This is a genomic window from Methyloceanibacter sp. (assembly GCF_050728395.1).
Lineage (GTDB): Bacteria > Pseudomonadota > Alphaproteobacteria > Rhizobiales > Methyloligellaceae > Methyloceanibacter.
The window spans coordinates 1-14,864 of sequence record NZ_JBOHJB010000030.1 but is presented as its reverse complement, the minus strand read 5'-3'; the positions used below and the strand labels follow the sequence as shown (position 1 = coordinate 14,864).

The following is a 14,864-nucleotide window of genomic DNA, read 5'->3' as shown; positions in this document are numbered from 1 at the left end:
TGGCGGTGGCCAGCCCGCTTACAGCAATGTGCCCTGCTTTTCGTCGCGCGCGCGTGCACGCTTCGGACTTGCTGTCGCCTTGCGGTCGCCACCATCGGCTTGCGCAGGGACATGGCCATCGGCGAACTCGATGTCCAGACGCTCGCCGCGATGAACCTCGGCGGCGCGGCGAAGCATGCGGCCCTCGGCGTCGCGGGTCAGCGTGAAGCCGCGGGCAAGCACATTGTGATAACCGAGCGAGTTGAGGAGCTGGATGCGCGCATCGATGCGCTGGCGCGAGCGCGCCACCAGGGCGCCGAGTGCGCGCCGCCCAGACCGGTCGAGACGGTCAAGTCGGTCGCGCCCTCCCCGCACCGCGTTACGCACGAGATGCGGCCTGAGCCTTGTGGCCGAGCGCGCCAAGGCGACGCAATGGGCATGGGCATTGGCGCCAAGCGCGCGGCCGAGCCTGGCACTCGCCCCGTCGAAGCGCTGACGCGGCAGCGCAAGAATCTCGCTTCGCCGCGGCAGGCCACGGGCGAGCGCGGCAAGCAGATTGCGCTGCCCCTCGACCAGCCGCCGCAGATGACTGAGGATTCGCAGCCCGAAGTCCGTCACCTGGATATGCAGATCGGCGCGCACCGGCACGGCACGCTCGGCTGCTGCGGTCGGGGTCGGCGCACGGAAATCGGCGACGAGGTCGATGATGGTCCAGTCGGTCTCGTGCCCGACCGCCGAGATCAGCGGAATGGTGCTGGCGGCCACGGCGCGGGCCACGATCTCCTCGTTGAAGCCCCACAGGTCTTCGAGGCTACCGCCGCCACGCGCCACAATGATCAGGTCTGGCCGCGGCACCGAAGCGCCGGCGATCAGCCCGTTGAAGCCATGGATGGCTGCGGCGACCTCCACGGCGCAGGTCTCGCCCTGCACCCGCACCGGCCAGACCATCACGTGGCAAGGAAAGCGGTCGGCGAGTCTGTGCAAGATATCGCGGATCACCGCTCCGGTCGGCGAGGTGACCACGCCGACGATGCGCGGCAGATAAGGCAGCGGCAGCTTGCGGCCTGAGTCGAACAGGCCTTCGGCGGCGAGTGCGCGCTTTCTCTGCTCGAGCAGCGCCATGAGCGCGCCGATGCCGGCAGGCTCAAGATCGTCGATGACGATCTGATAGGTCGATTTGTTGGGATAGGTGGTGACCCTGCCCTTGACCACGACCTCGAGCCCCTGCTCAGGCTTGAACTTTAACCGCTGATAGGTGCTCCGCCAGATCAGCGCGTCGATGACGGCGTTCTCGTCCTTGAGCTTGAAATAGCAGTGGCCGGAGCCGTGCTGGCCGTTGAAGTTGGAGATCTCGCCGCGGAGCTTCACCAGCCCATAGGCCTCCTCCACGGTGCGCTTGAGCGCGAAGGAAAGCTCGGAGACAGTATATTCGACGAGATTGGTCGACTGATTTGTGGTGGCTTCGGCCATTCTGATCCGCGGTTCCATTTTGCTTCCGGCGCCAGCGTGCTAGGCAGGCAGCCTCGGTCAAAGGAGCTTTACCCCATTGAACGTGCTGTTGATAGGTGGAGGCGGCCGCGAGCACGCGCTCGCCTGGAAGCTCAAGCAAAGCCCACTGCTAGATATGCTTTATTGCGCCCCTGGCAATGCCGGGATCGCCGAGATCGCCGATTGCGTGGCGCTCGATGTTGGCGATCACGACGCGGTCGCCAGCTTCTGCAAGGATAAGCAGGTCGGCCTCGTGGTCATCGGCCCCGAAGCGCCGCTCGTCGCCGGACTTACGGACGATCTCGAAGCTCAGGGCATCAAAGTATTCGGGCCCTCCAAGGGAGCGGCACAGCTCGAAGGCTCCAAGGGCTTCACCAAAGATTTATGCGCGCGGGCCGGAATTCCGACGGCTTCCTATGCCCGCTTCTCTGACGCCGCCGCGGCCAAAGCCTATTTGGCGGCGCAGAAGCTTCCCATCGTGATCAAGGCTGACGGGCTCGCCGCCGGCAAGGGCGTCACCATCGCCGCGACGAGAGCTGAGGCCGAAGCTGCGATCGATGCCTGCTTCGGCGGCGCCTTCGGGGATGCCGGCACCGAGCTGGTGATCGAGGAGTTCCTGCGCGGCGAAGAGGCGAGCTTCTTCGCGCTGGTCGACGGCAGATGCGCGCTGCCGCTCGCCACGGCGCAGGACCACAAGCGCGCTTACGACGGCGATCGGGGGCCGAACACCGGCGGCATGGGCGCCTATTCTCCGGCGCCGATCATGACGGGCGAGCTTTGCCGGCGCACCATGCTTGAGATCATCGAGCCCACGGTGCTGGCGATGGCCGACGCCGGCACCCCGTTCAAGGGCGTGCTCTATGCCGGGCTGATGATCGAGGACGGGGCGCCGAAGCTCATCGAATACAACGTCCGCTTCGGCGATCCGGAGTGTCAGGCGCTCATGCTGCGGCTCAAGTCTGACCTGCTGCCAGCTCTGCTCGCCACTGCGGAGGGGCGCCTCGCCAGTGTCGAGCTCGAATGGTCTGGCGATCCCGCACTTTGCGTGGTCATGGCGGCCAAGGGCTATCCCGGCGCTTACGCCAAGGGCACCGAGATCAGGGGCCTCGATGCAGCGGCGCGCAATCCTGATGTGCAGATCTTCCATGCCGGCACCAAACGCAACGGAGACCGCATCCTCGCCGATGGCGGGCGCGTGCTCGGCGTCACGGCGCGGGGACGCGACATTCGCGAGGCGCAAGCAAGCGCCTATGCCGCAGTGGACAAGATCGAGTGGCCGGAAGGCTTCTGCCGCCACGACATCGGCTGGCGGGCGGTTGCGCGCGAGGCGGAGTCGAGCGAAGCCGCTGGCTCAGCGGTCCCCCGCTCCCCTTTAGGGAGAGGGTCGGGGTGAGGGGGCTCCAACGCCGAAAGCTCGTTCCCCCTCACCCGCACCTTCGCTCACGCGAAAGTGCGACCTCTCCCCGCTGGGGAGAGGATGGGCGCGGTGCGCCCCTGCAGTAACTCATTGCGGCGGCAGGCTGCCACGCCTACCTTTCATGCTGGACCTGAACGCAGATCGGAGACCCTGATGGCGCAAGGCTCAAGAAAAACCGCAGCCCTTCTTTCCGGCGCCGTCGCAATCGCGCTTAGCATTGCGCCGGCAAGCGCCGCGCCTCTCACGGCGCAAGGGCTCGACCGCCCCGGCGCCATGGTCGTGCCCGCGCAGATCTTCAAGCGCGGCCGGCCGCCGATCTATCCCTATGTGTATTCGCCGCCGCGCCGCCCAGGAGGCTGGAGCACCTATTTCGGCTTCGTGCCTTACGCCAAGGGCGACTACGAGACCCAAGCGCTGCAGCGGGTCTATCCGCAGCTGAACTACCCGCCCAGCATGCGATACTGGACGCCGCAATCGGGGTTCTGACCTCCCTCTCACATGCTCCGCCTCTACGCCCGCGTGCTCGGCCTGCTCGGCCCGCAAATGCGGCTCGGCTGGGTTCTGGCACTCGCCAATGTGGCGCTCGCCGCAGCTGGGCTCGCCGAGCCGGTGCTGTTCGGCCGCATCATCGATGCCTTGGCGAGCGCCCAAGGCTCAGGCGGCACACCTGACTGGCCCAAGCTCACCCCGCTTGTCGCCGGCTGGGCCGGCTTTGCGCTGTTCCTCATCGTCTGCGGGGCGCTCGTCGCGCTCTACGCCGACAAGCTTGCGCATAGACGCCGCCAGGTTGTGCTGTCGGATTATTTCGAGCACGTGCTGCAGCTTCCGCTGAGCTTCCACAGCGCCACCCATTCAGGGCGGCTGATGAAGGTGATGCTCGCCGGCACCGACACGCTGTGGTGGCTGTGGCTCGGCTTCTTTCGCGAGCATCTCGCGGCCATCGTGTCCATCGCCGTGCTGTTGCCTCTGTCGCTCTATCTCAATTGGCGGCTCGGCCTTCTGCTCATCGGGCTTTCGCTCATCTTCCTCGCGCTCACCGTTTTCGTGCTGCGCAAGACCGAGACCATGCAGAAATCGGTGGAGCGCTATTACTCCGACCTCGCCGAGCGCGCCTCGGACACGCTCGGCAATGTGGCGCTGGTGCAAAGCTTCACCCGCGTCGAGGATGAGGTGCGCGAATTGCGCGCAGTGGTCGACCGTCTGCTCGGCGCGCAGATGCCCGTGCTGTCCTGGTGGGCGGTCGTCTCCACCATTACCAAGGCATCGACCACGCTCACAATGCTCGCCATCCTGATCCTCGGGCTCGTCCTGTTCGCGCAAGGACAGACCACGATCGGCGGCATCGTCATGTTCATGAGTTTCGCCGGAATGCTGATCCAGCGGCTCGAGCAGGCGGCGCGCTTCGTCAATTCCGTGTTCATGAACGTGCCGAGGCTTGAGGAATTCTTCGGCGTGCTCGACACCCCCACTTCGGTCAAGGACCGCAAAAACGCGGTCACCCTCAAGAACGTTCGCGGAGAGGTGTCCTTCGACGGCGTCACCTTCTCCTATGACGGCAAGCTCCCCGCCGTCGAGGACCTCACCTTCAAGGCCGAGCCTGGCGAGACCATCGCGCTGGTCGGCGCCACGGGTGCCGGCAAATCGACGGCGCTGGCGCTGCTCTATCGCGTCTACGATCCGCAAGCGGGGAAGATCAGCATCGACGGCCGCGACATCCGTGGCGTGACGCTCACGAGCCTCAGGCGCAATATCGGCGTGATCTTCCAGGAGCCGCTGCTGTTCAACCGCTCGATCGCCGAGAATTTGCGCGTCGGCAAATCCTGACGCCACCGATGCGGAAATACTCGCCGCCTGCAAGCGGGCCGAGGCGCTCGAGTTCATCGAGCGTCACGGCGATGGGCTGAACGCGACCGTCGGCGAGCGCGGCCGCATGCTCTCCGGCGGCGAGCGCCAGAGGCTGTCGATCGCGCGGGCGCTGCTGAAGGACCCACCTATTTTGATCCTCGACGAGGCGACGAGCGCGCTCGACGCCGCAACCGAAGCCAAGGTGACGGCGGCGCTTGCCGAGGTGATGAAGGGCCGCACCACCTTCGTCATCGCGCATCGGCTCGCCACGGTGCGCAACGCCACGCGCATCCTCGTGTTCGACAAGGGCCGCATCGTGGAGAGCGGCAGCTTCGATGAGCTGGTGGCGCGGCGTCGGGTGTTCGCCAAATTGGCCGAGGCCCAGTTCCTCGCGCCGGCACCGCAGTAGCAGAGTTAGACTATCCACATGATGTACAGAGCAGTTGTTGCCGCTTGCCGCCAAATGTTCTACATTTGTTCGTAAGCCTCGGCGCAGTGCCCTGGCTCTAGTTAGCCTTTGAGAATCACCGCATTCTGCATTTCCACGTTGAGGGATGGCTGATGCTAGCGCCGGCAGAACAGGTTGACCCGTCTTTTGATCTCACGCGCTTTGTGGGCGCGCGTCGTTTCAGCACGATCCTGGCTGACCCGCCTTGGCAGTTTACCAACCGCACCGGAAAAGTGGCGCCTGAGCATCGGCGCCTATCACGTTATGGGACGCTCACATTGAAAGAGATTGTCAGCCTTCCAGTTGCGGAAATTGCTGCTCCCAAAGCGCATCTCTACCTTTGGGTCCCGAATGCGTTACTGCATGAGGGGCTAACGGTTATGGCCGCCTGGGGTTTCACCTATAAATCCAACATTGTCTGGCACAAGATCCGAAAGGATGGCGGATCCGATGGGCGCGGAGTTGGATTCTACTTTCGAAATGTCACCGAGTTGATTCTCTTTGGTGTTCGCGGCAAGAACGCGCGGACTCTTGCCCCCGGACGTCGACAGGTCAATTTCGTGGCGGCCCGGAAACGCGAACACTCGCGCAAGCCCGATGAGTTATTTCCAATTATCGAGGCTTGCTCTCCAGGGCCTTACCTAGAACTGTTTGCCCGGGGTTCTCGAAAAAACTGGACAGCCTGGGGAAACGAAGCCGACCAGTCCTACAGGCCGTCGTGGCCAACCTACGGTTACAATTCAATCGATAGCCAAGACATCTTCGCAAAGTAGGGATCATTTCGCACTCGTCTGAGCGTCGTTTTCTTCCGACTGGGCTGCGGCAATAATCTCTCTTACGGTAGACTCGTCCTCGCCAAACGTGACGATCGAGTCTGGCAAGCCGATGAGCACGAGCGGACAGGGGTTTCCCACGCCACGGCTAACCCGATCTTCCAGCTTTTTCCAATGCGTCGTTGCTTCTCCAAATTTGTCACTTACAAATTGTGCCACGAAGGATTCGCGGAAGGAGATCGGACTTCGCGCGCGTGTGACGCGTTTCGTGATCGCGTTGCGCTGTCTCGCCGTGGGGTCGTAGCCCCACTCCAATAGATCATCCAGACTCTTAATCTTTCGCTCTTCGACGAAGCGACCGACCATCGCCCTCATTCCGTCGTGTAGCGCGCGACCTCGCGTGATAATCATGCCGGCTGAAATTGCGCCGTCAGCATGGAGTCGCTTGAAGTTCTCAAGATCCCGGTCAAAAAAGGGATCCTTGTTGTTCCACTCGATTTCGAGAGCAAGCGCATGTTCCTCTCCGCTCTCGGGGTCGGGAAATCCCTTGACGTGATCCATCTTGTGGGAGATGGCCTCCCGCTCGAGGCCATTGATCGTCTTGACCACCGTAAATGTCTTTGTGGCCCAACCGCGACTCTGAAGCCCCTTGCGAAGTCGCTGCGTTCCCTTTGCTTCGCCGCCGCCACCGGCAATGATTTCTTCGATCGGCACCTGAGCGTTGAGCAGAACTTCTTCGAGTTCTTTTGCAGCCGCAGGGAAGTCCCCCTTCAGAATTGCTTGTGCGTGAGAGAGTGTTTCGACTTGGAAGCCGCGCTCGCGTAGTTTCTCAAACATCTTTGCCTACTAGCAAGTTTGCATTTCCCGGTCCATCCGCCCGGGCGTACCGCGCTTCGCGCTACTTGAGCGCATCTCGCTCTTTGACATGACTTCGCGGGCTCGCCCGGCGAAGCAATCAAGCACGGCTTTTCATCCCTCCCCTTGACGGGGAGGGAGTCGCGCTCGAACAGCGCGGCGGGTGGGGTGATTGTCCCGCCGTTGAAAAACCCCCCACCCCGACGCCGCCCGAAGGGACGTCGTCGGACCTCCCCGCAAGGGGGAGGTATGAAAACGTGGATGTCGCAAGTGGTTAGCGGCGGGCGGCGAAGAAGCGCTTTAGGAGCTCGGAGGCGCGCGCTTCGTCGATGCCGCCATAGACTTCCGGCGCGTGGTGGCAGGTCGGGCTCGCAAAGAAGCGCGGGCCATGCTCGACGGCGCCGCCCTTAGGATCGGGCGCGCCGAAATAGAGCCTGCGGATGCGGGCAAAGGAGATGGCGGCGGCGCACATGGCGCAAGGCTCGAGGGTCACATAGAGATCGCAATCGATGAGCCGCTCGCTGCCGAGCTTGGCGCAGGCCTCCCTGATGGCGAGCAGCTCGGCATGGGCGGTTGGATCGCGGAGCTGAAGCGTCCGATTGCCGGCGCCTGCCAGCACCTCGCCTGTGGCGCTCACCACCACGGCGCCGACGGGCACCTCGCCCGAAAGGCCGGCAGCCTCGGCCTCGGCGAGGGCGAGATCCATGGGCCGCTTGCTTGGGCTCGTCACATCTGCAAGCTTTTCATCCATGGGCGGGAAAGTGGGCGCGAAGCGAAGGCCTGGTCAAGGGGGCAAGCCGGCGCCGGTAAAGGCGGCGGAGCCCATGCGTATCGCCAAGGCCATCGCCCATGCCGGGCTCTGCTCGCGGCGCGACGCCGAAAGATGGATCGAGCAGGGCCGCGTGGCGGTCAATGGCACGGTGCTCGTCACCCCTGCTCACGTGGTCAAACCAGGCGACAAGGTCACCGTCGACGGCATGATGCTGCCTGAGACGGAAGCGCCACGGCTGTGGCGCTATCATAAGCCGAAGGGGCTCGTCACCAGCCACAAGGACCCGCAAGGGCGGAAGACGGTGTTCGAGGCGCTGCCTGAGGAGCTGCCGCGCGTGATCTCGGTCGGGCGGCTCGACCTCAACACTGAGGGACTGTTGCTGCTCACCACCGACGGCGCGCTTGCCAGGCACTTGGAGCTGCCGAGCACCGGCTGGCTGCGCCGCTATCGCGTGCGGGCGCATGGCAGGATCGGCCAAGCCGACCTCGACAAGCTCGCCCGCGGCATGACCATCGACGGCGTGCATTACGGGCCGGTGGAAGCGAGGATCGATCGGGCGCAAGGCGGCAATGTCTGGCTCACGCTTGGGCTTCGCGAAGGCAAGAACCGCGAGGTGAAGCGGCTCGCCGAAGCGCTCGGCCTCACCGTCAACCGGCTGATCCGCGTGTCCTTCGGGCCGTTCGCGCTCGGCGATTTGGCATCCGGCCAGGTGAGCGAGGTCAAGCAACGCGTGCTCAAGGAGCAGCTCGGCGCAAAGCTCACCGCAGAATTGGGATTGAGCAGCGAGAACCAAAGGCTGCGGGCGGCGCGCGGGCAGCGAAAGTCCTGAGAGCGGCCATGCGGATCGTCGCCGGCAAATTCAGAAGCACACGCATCGAGGCACCGAAGGGGCTCGGCACGCGGCCGACCTCCGACCGCGTGCGCCAGGCGCTGTTCAACGTGCTCGAACACGGCGCGCCGCAATTCGATTTCGCCGGCGCCCGCGTGCTTGATCTGTTCGCAGGCTCTGGCGCGCTCGGGCTCGAGGCGATGTCGCGGGGCGCACGCTTCTGCCTGTTCGTGGAGGAGAGTGCCGAGGCGCGCGCTGCCATCCGCCGCAACGTCGAGGCGCTGTCGCTGACCGGTGCCTCCAAGATCTGGCGGCGCGACGCGACCAAGCTCGGCGAGGCCGGCACCATGCAGCCCTTCGACCTCATCTTCCTCGATCCGCCTTACGGCAAGGGCCTGGGGCCAAGAGCGCTTCAATCAGCCGCTGCCGGAGGATGGATCAGGGATGGCGCCATCGCGGTTTTAGAGGATCGCGCCGACGCTGAGGCTGCGCTTCCGGCCTCGTTTCAAGAGCTCGACGCGCGTATCTACGGAGAGACTAAAATTGTCGTGATGCGGGCTTTTCCGGCACTCGGCGCGGCTCGGCGCGGTGGCCCGAAGCGGGCAGATGTGGTTGAATGACAGTTGTTCCGGGGACGAGGGTGCCATGAAGCTGTTCAAAGTCCTGGGCCTTACCTCTCTCCTCGCAGCGACGATCGCTTTCGTCGCGCCGGCCGACGCCTTCACCTCAGGCGGCTGGGAAGGACAAGCCAATCACGACGAAGACGGCACCTTCCGCGACTGCACCATGACCGCGGACTATGCCAACGGCATCACGCTCGCCTTCATCATCAGCCGCGACTTCGGCTGGGGGCTGGTGCTCGCCGACGACAAATGGACCCTAAAGGTGGGAAGCGAGGAGGAAGTGACGCTTGCGGTCGACAAGCTCGACCCAATTGCCGGCACCGCCAAGGTGGTCGATGCGCACGGCATTTTGGTGCCGCTCGACAACGCCGATCCCGTGGTGGAAGCCATGCGCCACGGCCACACGCTCGCCGTCATCACGCCGGCCGGCGAAGTGAGCTTCAAGCTTTCCGGTACGCGCGACGCGATCGCCGCTCTCGCCAATTGCGTGAGCGAGAATCTGGCGGCGGAGAAGGCAGGCAGCATCGAGGCCAAGGCCCCGGAGGAAGGCGAAGACAACGGCAACAAGCTCTTCACCCCGAGCGAGGCAGCGGCGTTCGCCTCGGACCTGCTCGCCTCGGCCGGCATCACCAATTATGAGATGGAGGATCCGCAAGAGACCCCCATGCCGAGCTTCGACGTGGTGTGGAAATACGCGAACGGCATCGTCGCGGCGCTGGTCGGCTACAAGGATATGGGCGCCGCCGATCTCGACGAGGCGGCGAACGAGGTGATGGTGGACGACGCCAGGAACTGCAAAGGCACGTTCGCCTCAGGCAAGAAGATCAGCGAGCCGGCGGAGTCGGTGAGCGTGAAGCGCCTCTACACCGCCTGCCGCTCCACCGGAAAGTCGGTCGAGATCCACTACACGTTGGTGAAGACGGGGAGCGGCCATCTGATCCTGATCGCCCATCTCAATCTCGGCGAGGCCACCGGCGACGTGGCCAATGCCGATAGCGCCTTCCTGCATGGCGCGGTGCTGCGCAGCTTCAAGTAGCAACTGACGCTAGCGGCGCTGAAACAGCTTCTCGATGTCGGAGAGCTTGAGCTCAACGTAGGTCGGCCGCCCGTGATTGCATTGGCCCGAGAACGGCGTTTCCTCCATGTCGCGCAGAAGCGCGTTCATCTCCGTGGCATTGAGGCGGCGGCCGGCCCGCACGCTGCCGTGGCAGGCCATCGTGGAGAGCACGTGGTCGAGCCCCTCGGAGACGACGAGGCTCCCCTCGCCTTCGGCGAGCTCGTCGGCGAGATCGCGGACGAGGCCCTGGATATTGCCCAGGCCGAGCAGAGCGGGGACCTCGCGCACGACCACGGCTGACGGACCGAAAGCCTCGACCACGAGCCCGAGCCGCTCAAGCTCCTCTGCAGCTCCGGCGAGACGCTCGGCAGCCTCGGCGTCGAGCTCGACCACTTCGGGGATCAGCAGCATCTGGCGGGAGAGGCCGCCATTGGCGAAGGCGTTCTTCAGGCGCTCATAGACGAGGCGCTCGTGGGCGGCGTGCTGATCGACGATGACGAGCGAGTTTTCCGTCTCGGCGATGATGAAGGTGTCGTGCACCTGCGCCCGCGCCGCGCCGAGCGGATAGGCGACAGCATTGTCGTCATCGGCGCCCACATGGGTGACGGCGCTTGGCGCGGGCATGGGCGCGAGCGGCGCCTGGGCGCGGTCGGCAAAGCCGAAAGCTTGACGGCTGGGCATGGAGACCCCCGCGGGCCGCGTCATGCGGGACAGCGCCTCCTGCGACAGGCTCGCGGTGGCGCGGTGCTGCGCGCTGCCAAGAGCTTCGTGAAGCGCGGTGACGATCAGGGCGCGCACGGCTTGCGCGTCGCGGAATCTGAGCTCGGTCTTGGCAGGATGGACGTTCACGTCGACCTCATCGGGAGGGAGCGTGAGGAAGAGCGCGAGCATGGGGTGCCGGCCGTTGGGCACGAGGTCGCCATAGCCTCCGCGCACGGCACCAGCGAGCAGCTTGTCGCGCACCGGCCTGCCATTGACCACGAGATGCTGGCCGAGGCTGTTGGGGCGATGCAGCGTGGCGAGGCCGGCGAAACCCTCGACGGCAAGCGATCCGCGTGCGGCGCGCACGGCAAGCGCATCGGTTACGAACTCCTCGCCGAGGATGCGGCCGAGCCGCGCAAGTCCGTGGTCGAGCAGCCCCGACGGGCAAGGCTCGAGCCGCAAAGTCGCGCGGTCTCCGGTCGAGAGGCTGAAAGCGATCTCAGGGTTGGCAAGCGCCAAGCGCTTCACCACATCGGCGATGGCAGCAGTCTCGGCGCGCTCGGATTTCATGAATTTGAGCCGTGCCGGCGTCGCGTAGAACAGGTCGCGCACTTCGATGCGCGTGCCCTCGCCGATCGCCGCAGGCTTGAGCTGACCTTTGCGGCCGCCATCGACTGCGATCTCGTAAGCCCGATCGGCGCCGCGGGCGCGGCTCATGATGGTGAGCCTGGCGACGGCGGCAATGGACGGCAGGGCCTCGCCGCGGAAGCCGAGGGTGAGGATGTGGGAGAGATCGTCGCCTTTGAGCTTTGAGGTGGCGTGACGCTCCACAGCAAGGACGAGATCGTCGCGGTCCATGCCGCTTCCATCGTCGGAGACGCGGATCAGGCTCAGGCCGCCGCCATTCGCCATCACGTCGATGCGGCTGGCGCCGGCATCGATAGCGTTCTCGACCAGCTCCTTGACGACGCTCGCCGGGCGCTCGACCACCTCGCCGGCGGCGATGCGATTGATGAGGTTCGGCGGCAGCTGGCGTATGGCCATCCAAGGCCCTCGCGGCGCTTCACGCGCCCAAATAGCGGCGCGTGATGATCTTACCCGATTCTACCGCGGGCTGGTCGAACGGGTCGACGCCCAAGAGGTGGCCGGCGAGGATGGTTTCCAACATGAAATGCATCAAGAGTGCGCCGAGCGAGCGCTCGTCGAGCCGTTCAAGGTCGATGGTGCGCACCGGCCGGCCGGCGGCGAGCAAAGCCTCGGGGATCGCTTTCTGCTGCGCGGCCACGAGATCGCCTGCGGCGCGGCCAGCGAGGTACTCGGCGTGCGCGACCTTGGCGAGATCGGCCGCCACGCGCGGCCCGCTGCCGGCGCAATTCTCGCGCACCACGGTGATGAAGTGTTGCGGCGCGCCGTCGAGATAGAGCTGAAGCTGGCTATGCTGATCGACCGGCCCGAGTGCCGCGACCGGCGTCGTCCCCTCGCCGTTCTTGCCGAGGCTCTCGCCCCAGAGCTGGACGTACCAGGCGGAGAAGCGCGCGAGCCGGTCGCTGTAGGGCAGCATCACGCTCACCTTGATGCCGCGCTCCTTGGCGAGGCCGATGGCGATGGCGGCGCCGACCGCAGGCGCGAAGTCCTGCGGCGCTCGTGCCTCGAGCAGCGCCTTGACGACGGACCTTGCGCCGTCGCGCAGCGCCTCCACATCGAGCCCGCGGGCGAGCGCCGGCAAGAGCCCGACATTGGTCAAGCCTGCGAACCGGCCGCCGATCTTTGGCTCGTGGGGAAGCGTGGGGATCGACAAGGCTTCGCACAGGTCGCGCAGGCCGTTGGTGGCCGCGCCGCTGCGCGGCTCGGTGAGGCCGAGAAAGAGCTCGGGGATGCGCGGCCCAAGGCCAGCCGCGCGCACGGCCTCTATTGCCGCGATGGCCTGCACCAGGGTCTCAGGCGTGTTGCCAGATTTGGAGGTGACCACGAAGCGGGTGGCGGCGAGGTCCAGGTTCGCGAGCGCCCGCTCAAGCGTGCGAGGATCGAGGTTGTCGTAGAAGCGGGTGCGCGGACGGTCGCGTTGGCCGCCATTGCCGTCGTCGCCGGGAATCCCCCAACCGCCGAGTTGAGCGAGCGTCTGGCCGCCAAGGCTGGAACCGCCGGTGCCGAAGAACACGAGCGTCCTTGCCTCCTTCGTGAGCGCAGCAAGCGCGGACCGAGCCGCATCGATGTCATCGCGCCACTCCGGCACGCGGAGCAAGGGCAGCGCGCCTGAGGCATGGTCATCGCGCAAGGACTCGATGCGAGGTTGCAGGCGAGCGAGGGTGCGATCGAGCGCTGCCTGCGAGAGGCCAGCCTTGCCGATATTCGCCTCAAGGCAGCCTTCGACGGATTGCGACAGCGGCATGGGCCAGCCCTAGCCCGGTGCCGCCTTCGGCCTTGCCTCAACCGGCTTGCCGACGATGGTAGTGATCAGGCGATCGGCCTCAATCAGGCGCCTCGCCACGCGCTTGATGTCGTCGAGGCTCACGGCCTCGATCAGCTGGTTGCGCCGGCCGATATAGTCGATGCCGAGATCTTCGATCTGAATCCACAGAAGCTGGTTGGCGATGCTGCTGGAGGACTCAAAGCGCAGCGCATAGGCGCCGGTGAGATAGCTCTTGGCGCCGGCGAGCTCCTCGGCACTCGGTCCCTCCTCGGCAAGGCGCCTGAGCTCACTCTCGATCACCTCCAAGGATTGGCCAACCCTCTCATTCTGCGTCGCCACATTGCCGACGAACACGGCGCCGTGCTGGTAGGGAAAAAGGTTCGAATGCACCGAATAGGCGAGCCCGCGCTTCTCGCGCACCTCTTCCATCAGGCGCGAAGAGAAACCGCCGCCGCCGATGATGTAATTGAGGATATAGGCGGCCATGAAGTCGTCATCCTTGCGCGAAAAGGCGCGATGGCCGAACTGCGCCACCGATTGCGGCACGTCCATCTCGATGATCTCGCGGGTTGGCCCGAGCGGCGGCTTGACGTCGGCGATCGGCGCCAGCACCGAGTGCTGCGGCAGTGCGACAAACACATGATCGAGCGCGCGGCCGAGTGTCTCGGCATCGATGTCGCCAACCACGGTAATCACGAGCTTGTCGCGGGCGAACACGCGACGCAAATAGCCCTGCAAATCGTCCCGGGCGATCGCGGCGATGGATGATTTGGTGCCCTTGATGGGGCGCCCATAAGGGTGGTCGCGGAAGGCGAGACGGTCCCAGGCAAGCGAAGCGACCTCCTCGGGGTCGTTCTCGTCGAACTTCAATCCGGCGATGATCTGGGCGCGCACCCGCTCGATCGCGTCTGCATCGAAGCGCGGCTTCGACATGGCGAGGCGCAACAGGTCGAACGACTCGTCCTTGTTGGCAGCGAGCATCTGCACATTGCCGAGCATCACGTCGCGGCTCGCATCGAAATCCATGCGCGTGGCAAGCGACTGCAAGCGCTCTTGAAAGGCCACCGAGTCGAGGTCGCCAGCACCTTCGTCCATCATGCCTGACACGAAATAGGCGAGGCCCTGCTTGTCTTGCGGGTCTTGCGCGGCGCCGCCGCGGAAGGCGAAGCGCATGGCGATCAGGGGATTGGCGTGGCTCTCGACGAGCCAAGCCTCGATGCCGCCCGGACTGGTGACGCGCTTGATCTCCATGGCGTCAGCCGGGGTTGTGGCAAGCGCCGCAAGCAGCGCAAACGCGGCGGTGCGCCTGCACCCGGCTCGCGCGAAGGGGCGGCAAAACCCCGTCTGCTCCATGGCGACTAAGACCTGCCGGGGCTTGGGGCATGGGCCGGTTGCTCGCCGCGGCTCGTCTTGTCAGGCGCCGGCACTAGGATCCCCGTCACCGAGTTCTTGTCGACGAGATATTTCCGCGCCACGTCGCGGATGTTGTCGACCGTCACCTGCTTCACCCTCTCGGGCCAGTTCTCGACCTGCTCGACGGTCATCCCGGTAGCGAGCCTCCAACCATAGTGGCGCGCCATGCGCGATTGGCTGTCGTTGGCATAGACGAACTCGGCAAGAAAGGCGCTGCGGGCGCGGTCGAGCTCGGCTTGGGTGACGCCGCGCT

The 14,864-nt window shown here is 65.2% G+C and carries 12 protein-coding genes and 2 pseudogenes; 7 read left to right on the top strand and 7 right to left on the bottom strand.

Annotation, left to right across the window (positions count from 1 at the left end; all coding sequences use genetic code 11):
* Positions 1-18: 18 nt before the first annotated feature.
* A complete protein-coding gene (gene xseA / locus ACREC7_RS07365) occupies positions 19-1,449 on the bottom strand; it encodes an exodeoxyribonuclease VII large subunit (RefSeq protein WP_431555039.1) in 1,431 nt (476 codons plus the stop codon).
* A gap of 76 nt (positions 1,450-1,525) precedes the next feature.
* On the opposite strand from xseA, the gene purD reads away from it, so the two are divergent.
* The 4 genes and pseudogenes from purD to ACREC7_RS07345 all read left to right on the top strand — a co-directional run bounded on the left by purD (position 1,526) and on the right by ACREC7_RS07345 (position 5,950).
* Positions 1,526-2,860, top strand: coding sequence for a phosphoribosylamine--glycine ligase (gene purD, locus ACREC7_RS07360; protein ID WP_431555038.1), 1,335 nt, complete (start codon positions 1,526-1,528; stop codon positions 2,858-2,860).
* Between the two features lie 177 nt (positions 2,861-3,037).
* The gene (locus ACREC7_RS07355; RefSeq protein ID WP_431555037.1) at positions 3,038-3,370 is read left to right on the top strand and encodes a hypothetical protein; all 333 of its coding nucleotides are present in this window, start codon (positions 3,038-3,040) and stop codon (positions 3,368-3,370) included.
* Positions 3,371-3,382: 12 nt separating this feature from the next.
* Positions 3,383-5,138: pseudogene (locus ACREC7_RS07350) on the top strand (glucan ABC transporter ATP-binding protein/ permease).
* 152 nt (positions 5,139-5,290) lie between these two features.
* Positions 5,291-5,950 (top strand): MT-A70 family methyltransferase, encoded by a 660-nt coding sequence (locus tag ACREC7_RS07345; protein WP_431555036.1) that lies wholly within the window; start codon positions 5,291-5,293, stop codon positions 5,948-5,950.
* 3 nt (positions 5,951-5,953) lie between these two features.
* Here ACREC7_RS07345 and ACREC7_RS07340 read toward each other — a convergent pair whose 3' ends face one another.
* Together ACREC7_RS07340 and ACREC7_RS07335 are read right to left on the bottom strand one after the other, a co-directional pair.
* The gene (locus ACREC7_RS07340) at positions 5,954-6,787 is read right to left on the bottom strand and encodes a BglII/BstYI family type II restriction endonuclease (protein WP_431555035.1); all 834 of its coding nucleotides are present in this window, start codon (positions 6,785-6,787) and stop codon (positions 5,954-5,956) included.
* A 292-nt stretch (positions 6,788-7,079) separates the two neighbouring features.
* Entirely contained in the window at positions 7,080-7,511 is a 432-nt protein-coding gene (locus ACREC7_RS07335; protein ID WP_431555034.1) for a nucleoside deaminase, read from the bottom strand.
* A gap of 118 nt (positions 7,512-7,629) precedes the next feature.
* On the opposite strand from ACREC7_RS07335, the gene ACREC7_RS07330 reads away from it, so the two are divergent.
* The 3 genes from ACREC7_RS07330 to ACREC7_RS07320 are packed head-to-tail and all read left to right on the top strand — an operon-like array spanning position 7,630 to position 10,065.
* Entirely contained in the window at positions 7,630-8,406 is a 777-nt protein-coding gene (locus ACREC7_RS07330) for a pseudouridine synthase (protein WP_431555033.1), read from the top strand.
* Between the two features lie 8 nt (positions 8,407-8,414).
* On the top strand, positions 8,415-9,026 hold the full coding sequence (rsmD, locus tag ACREC7_RS07325) for a 16S rRNA (guanine(966)-N(2))-methyltransferase RsmD (protein WP_431555032.1): 612 nt from the start codon (positions 8,415-8,417) through the stop codon (positions 9,024-9,026).
* A gap of 25 nt (positions 9,027-9,051) precedes the next feature.
* Complete coding sequence (locus tag ACREC7_RS07320) at positions 9,052-10,065, top strand: hypothetical protein (RefSeq protein ID WP_431555031.1); 1,014 nt, start codon at positions 9,052-9,054, stop codon at positions 10,063-10,065.
* Positions 10,066-10,074: 9 nt separating this feature from the next.
* On the opposite strand, the gene mutL is transcribed toward ACREC7_RS07320, so the two are convergent.
* The 4 genes and pseudogenes from mutL to ACREC7_RS07300 form a co-directional block, all read right to left on the bottom strand.
* The gene (gene mutL / locus ACREC7_RS07315) at positions 10,075-11,832 is read right to left on the bottom strand and encodes a DNA mismatch repair endonuclease MutL (protein ID WP_431555030.1); all 1,758 of its coding nucleotides are present in this window, start codon (positions 11,830-11,832) and stop codon (positions 10,075-10,077) included.
* 19 nt (positions 11,833-11,851) lie between these two features.
* Positions 11,852-13,177 (bottom strand): glucose-6-phosphate isomerase, encoded by a 1,326-nt coding sequence (locus tag ACREC7_RS07310; protein WP_431555029.1) that lies wholly within the window; start codon positions 13,175-13,177, stop codon positions 11,852-11,854.
* A 9-nt stretch (positions 13,178-13,186) separates the two neighbouring features.
* Entirely contained in the window at positions 13,187-14,449 is a 1,263-nt protein-coding gene (locus ACREC7_RS07305; RefSeq protein ID WP_431555028.1) for a M16 family metallopeptidase, read from the bottom strand.
* A gap of 107 nt (positions 14,450-14,556) precedes the next feature.
* Positions 14,557-14,864: pseudogene (locus ACREC7_RS07300) on the bottom strand (insulinase family protein); the annotation flags it as partial.

Excerpts from the sequence above, each read along its gene's own strand:
- xseA (WP_431555039.1), bottom strand. The coding sequence starts at position 1,449 with ATGGCCGAAGCCACCACAAATCAGTCGACCAATCTCGTCGAATATACT.
- ACREC7_RS07355 (WP_431555037.1), top strand. The coding sequence starts at position 3,038 with ATGGCGCAAGGCTCAAGAAAAACCGCAGCCCTTCTTTCCGGCGCCGTC.
- ACREC7_RS07345 (WP_431555036.1), top strand. The coding sequence starts at position 5,291 with ATGCTAGCGCCGGCAGAACAGGTTGACCCGTCTTTTGATCTCACGCGC.
- ACREC7_RS07340 (WP_431555035.1), bottom strand. The coding sequence starts at position 6,787 with ATGTTTGAGAAACTACGCGAGCGCGGCTTCCAAGTCGAAACACTCTCT.
- ACREC7_RS07335 (WP_431555034.1), bottom strand. The coding sequence starts at position 7,511 with ATGGATCTCGCCCTCGCCGAGGCCGAGGCTGCCGGCCTTTCGGGCGAG.
- ACREC7_RS07330 (WP_431555033.1), top strand. The coding sequence starts at position 7,630 with ATGCGTATCGCCAAGGCCATCGCCCATGCCGGGCTCTGCTCGCGGCGC.
- rsmD (WP_431555032.1), top strand. The coding sequence starts at position 8,415 with ATGCGGATCGTCGCCGGCAAATTCAGAAGCACACGCATCGAGGCACCG.
- ACREC7_RS07320 (WP_431555031.1), top strand. The coding sequence starts at position 9,052 with ATGAAGCTGTTCAAAGTCCTGGGCCTTACCTCTCTCCTCGCAGCGACG.
- mutL (WP_431555030.1), bottom strand. The coding sequence starts at position 11,832 with ATGGCCATACGCCAGCTGCCGCCGAACCTCATCAATCGCATCGCCGCC.
- ACREC7_RS07310 (WP_431555029.1), bottom strand. The coding sequence starts at position 13,177 with ATGCCGCTGTCGCAATCCGTCGAAGGCTGCCTTGAGGCGAATATCGGC.
- ACREC7_RS07305 (WP_431555028.1), bottom strand. The coding sequence starts at position 14,449 with ATGGAGATCAAGCGCGTCACCAGTCCGGGCGGCATCGAGGCTTGGCTC.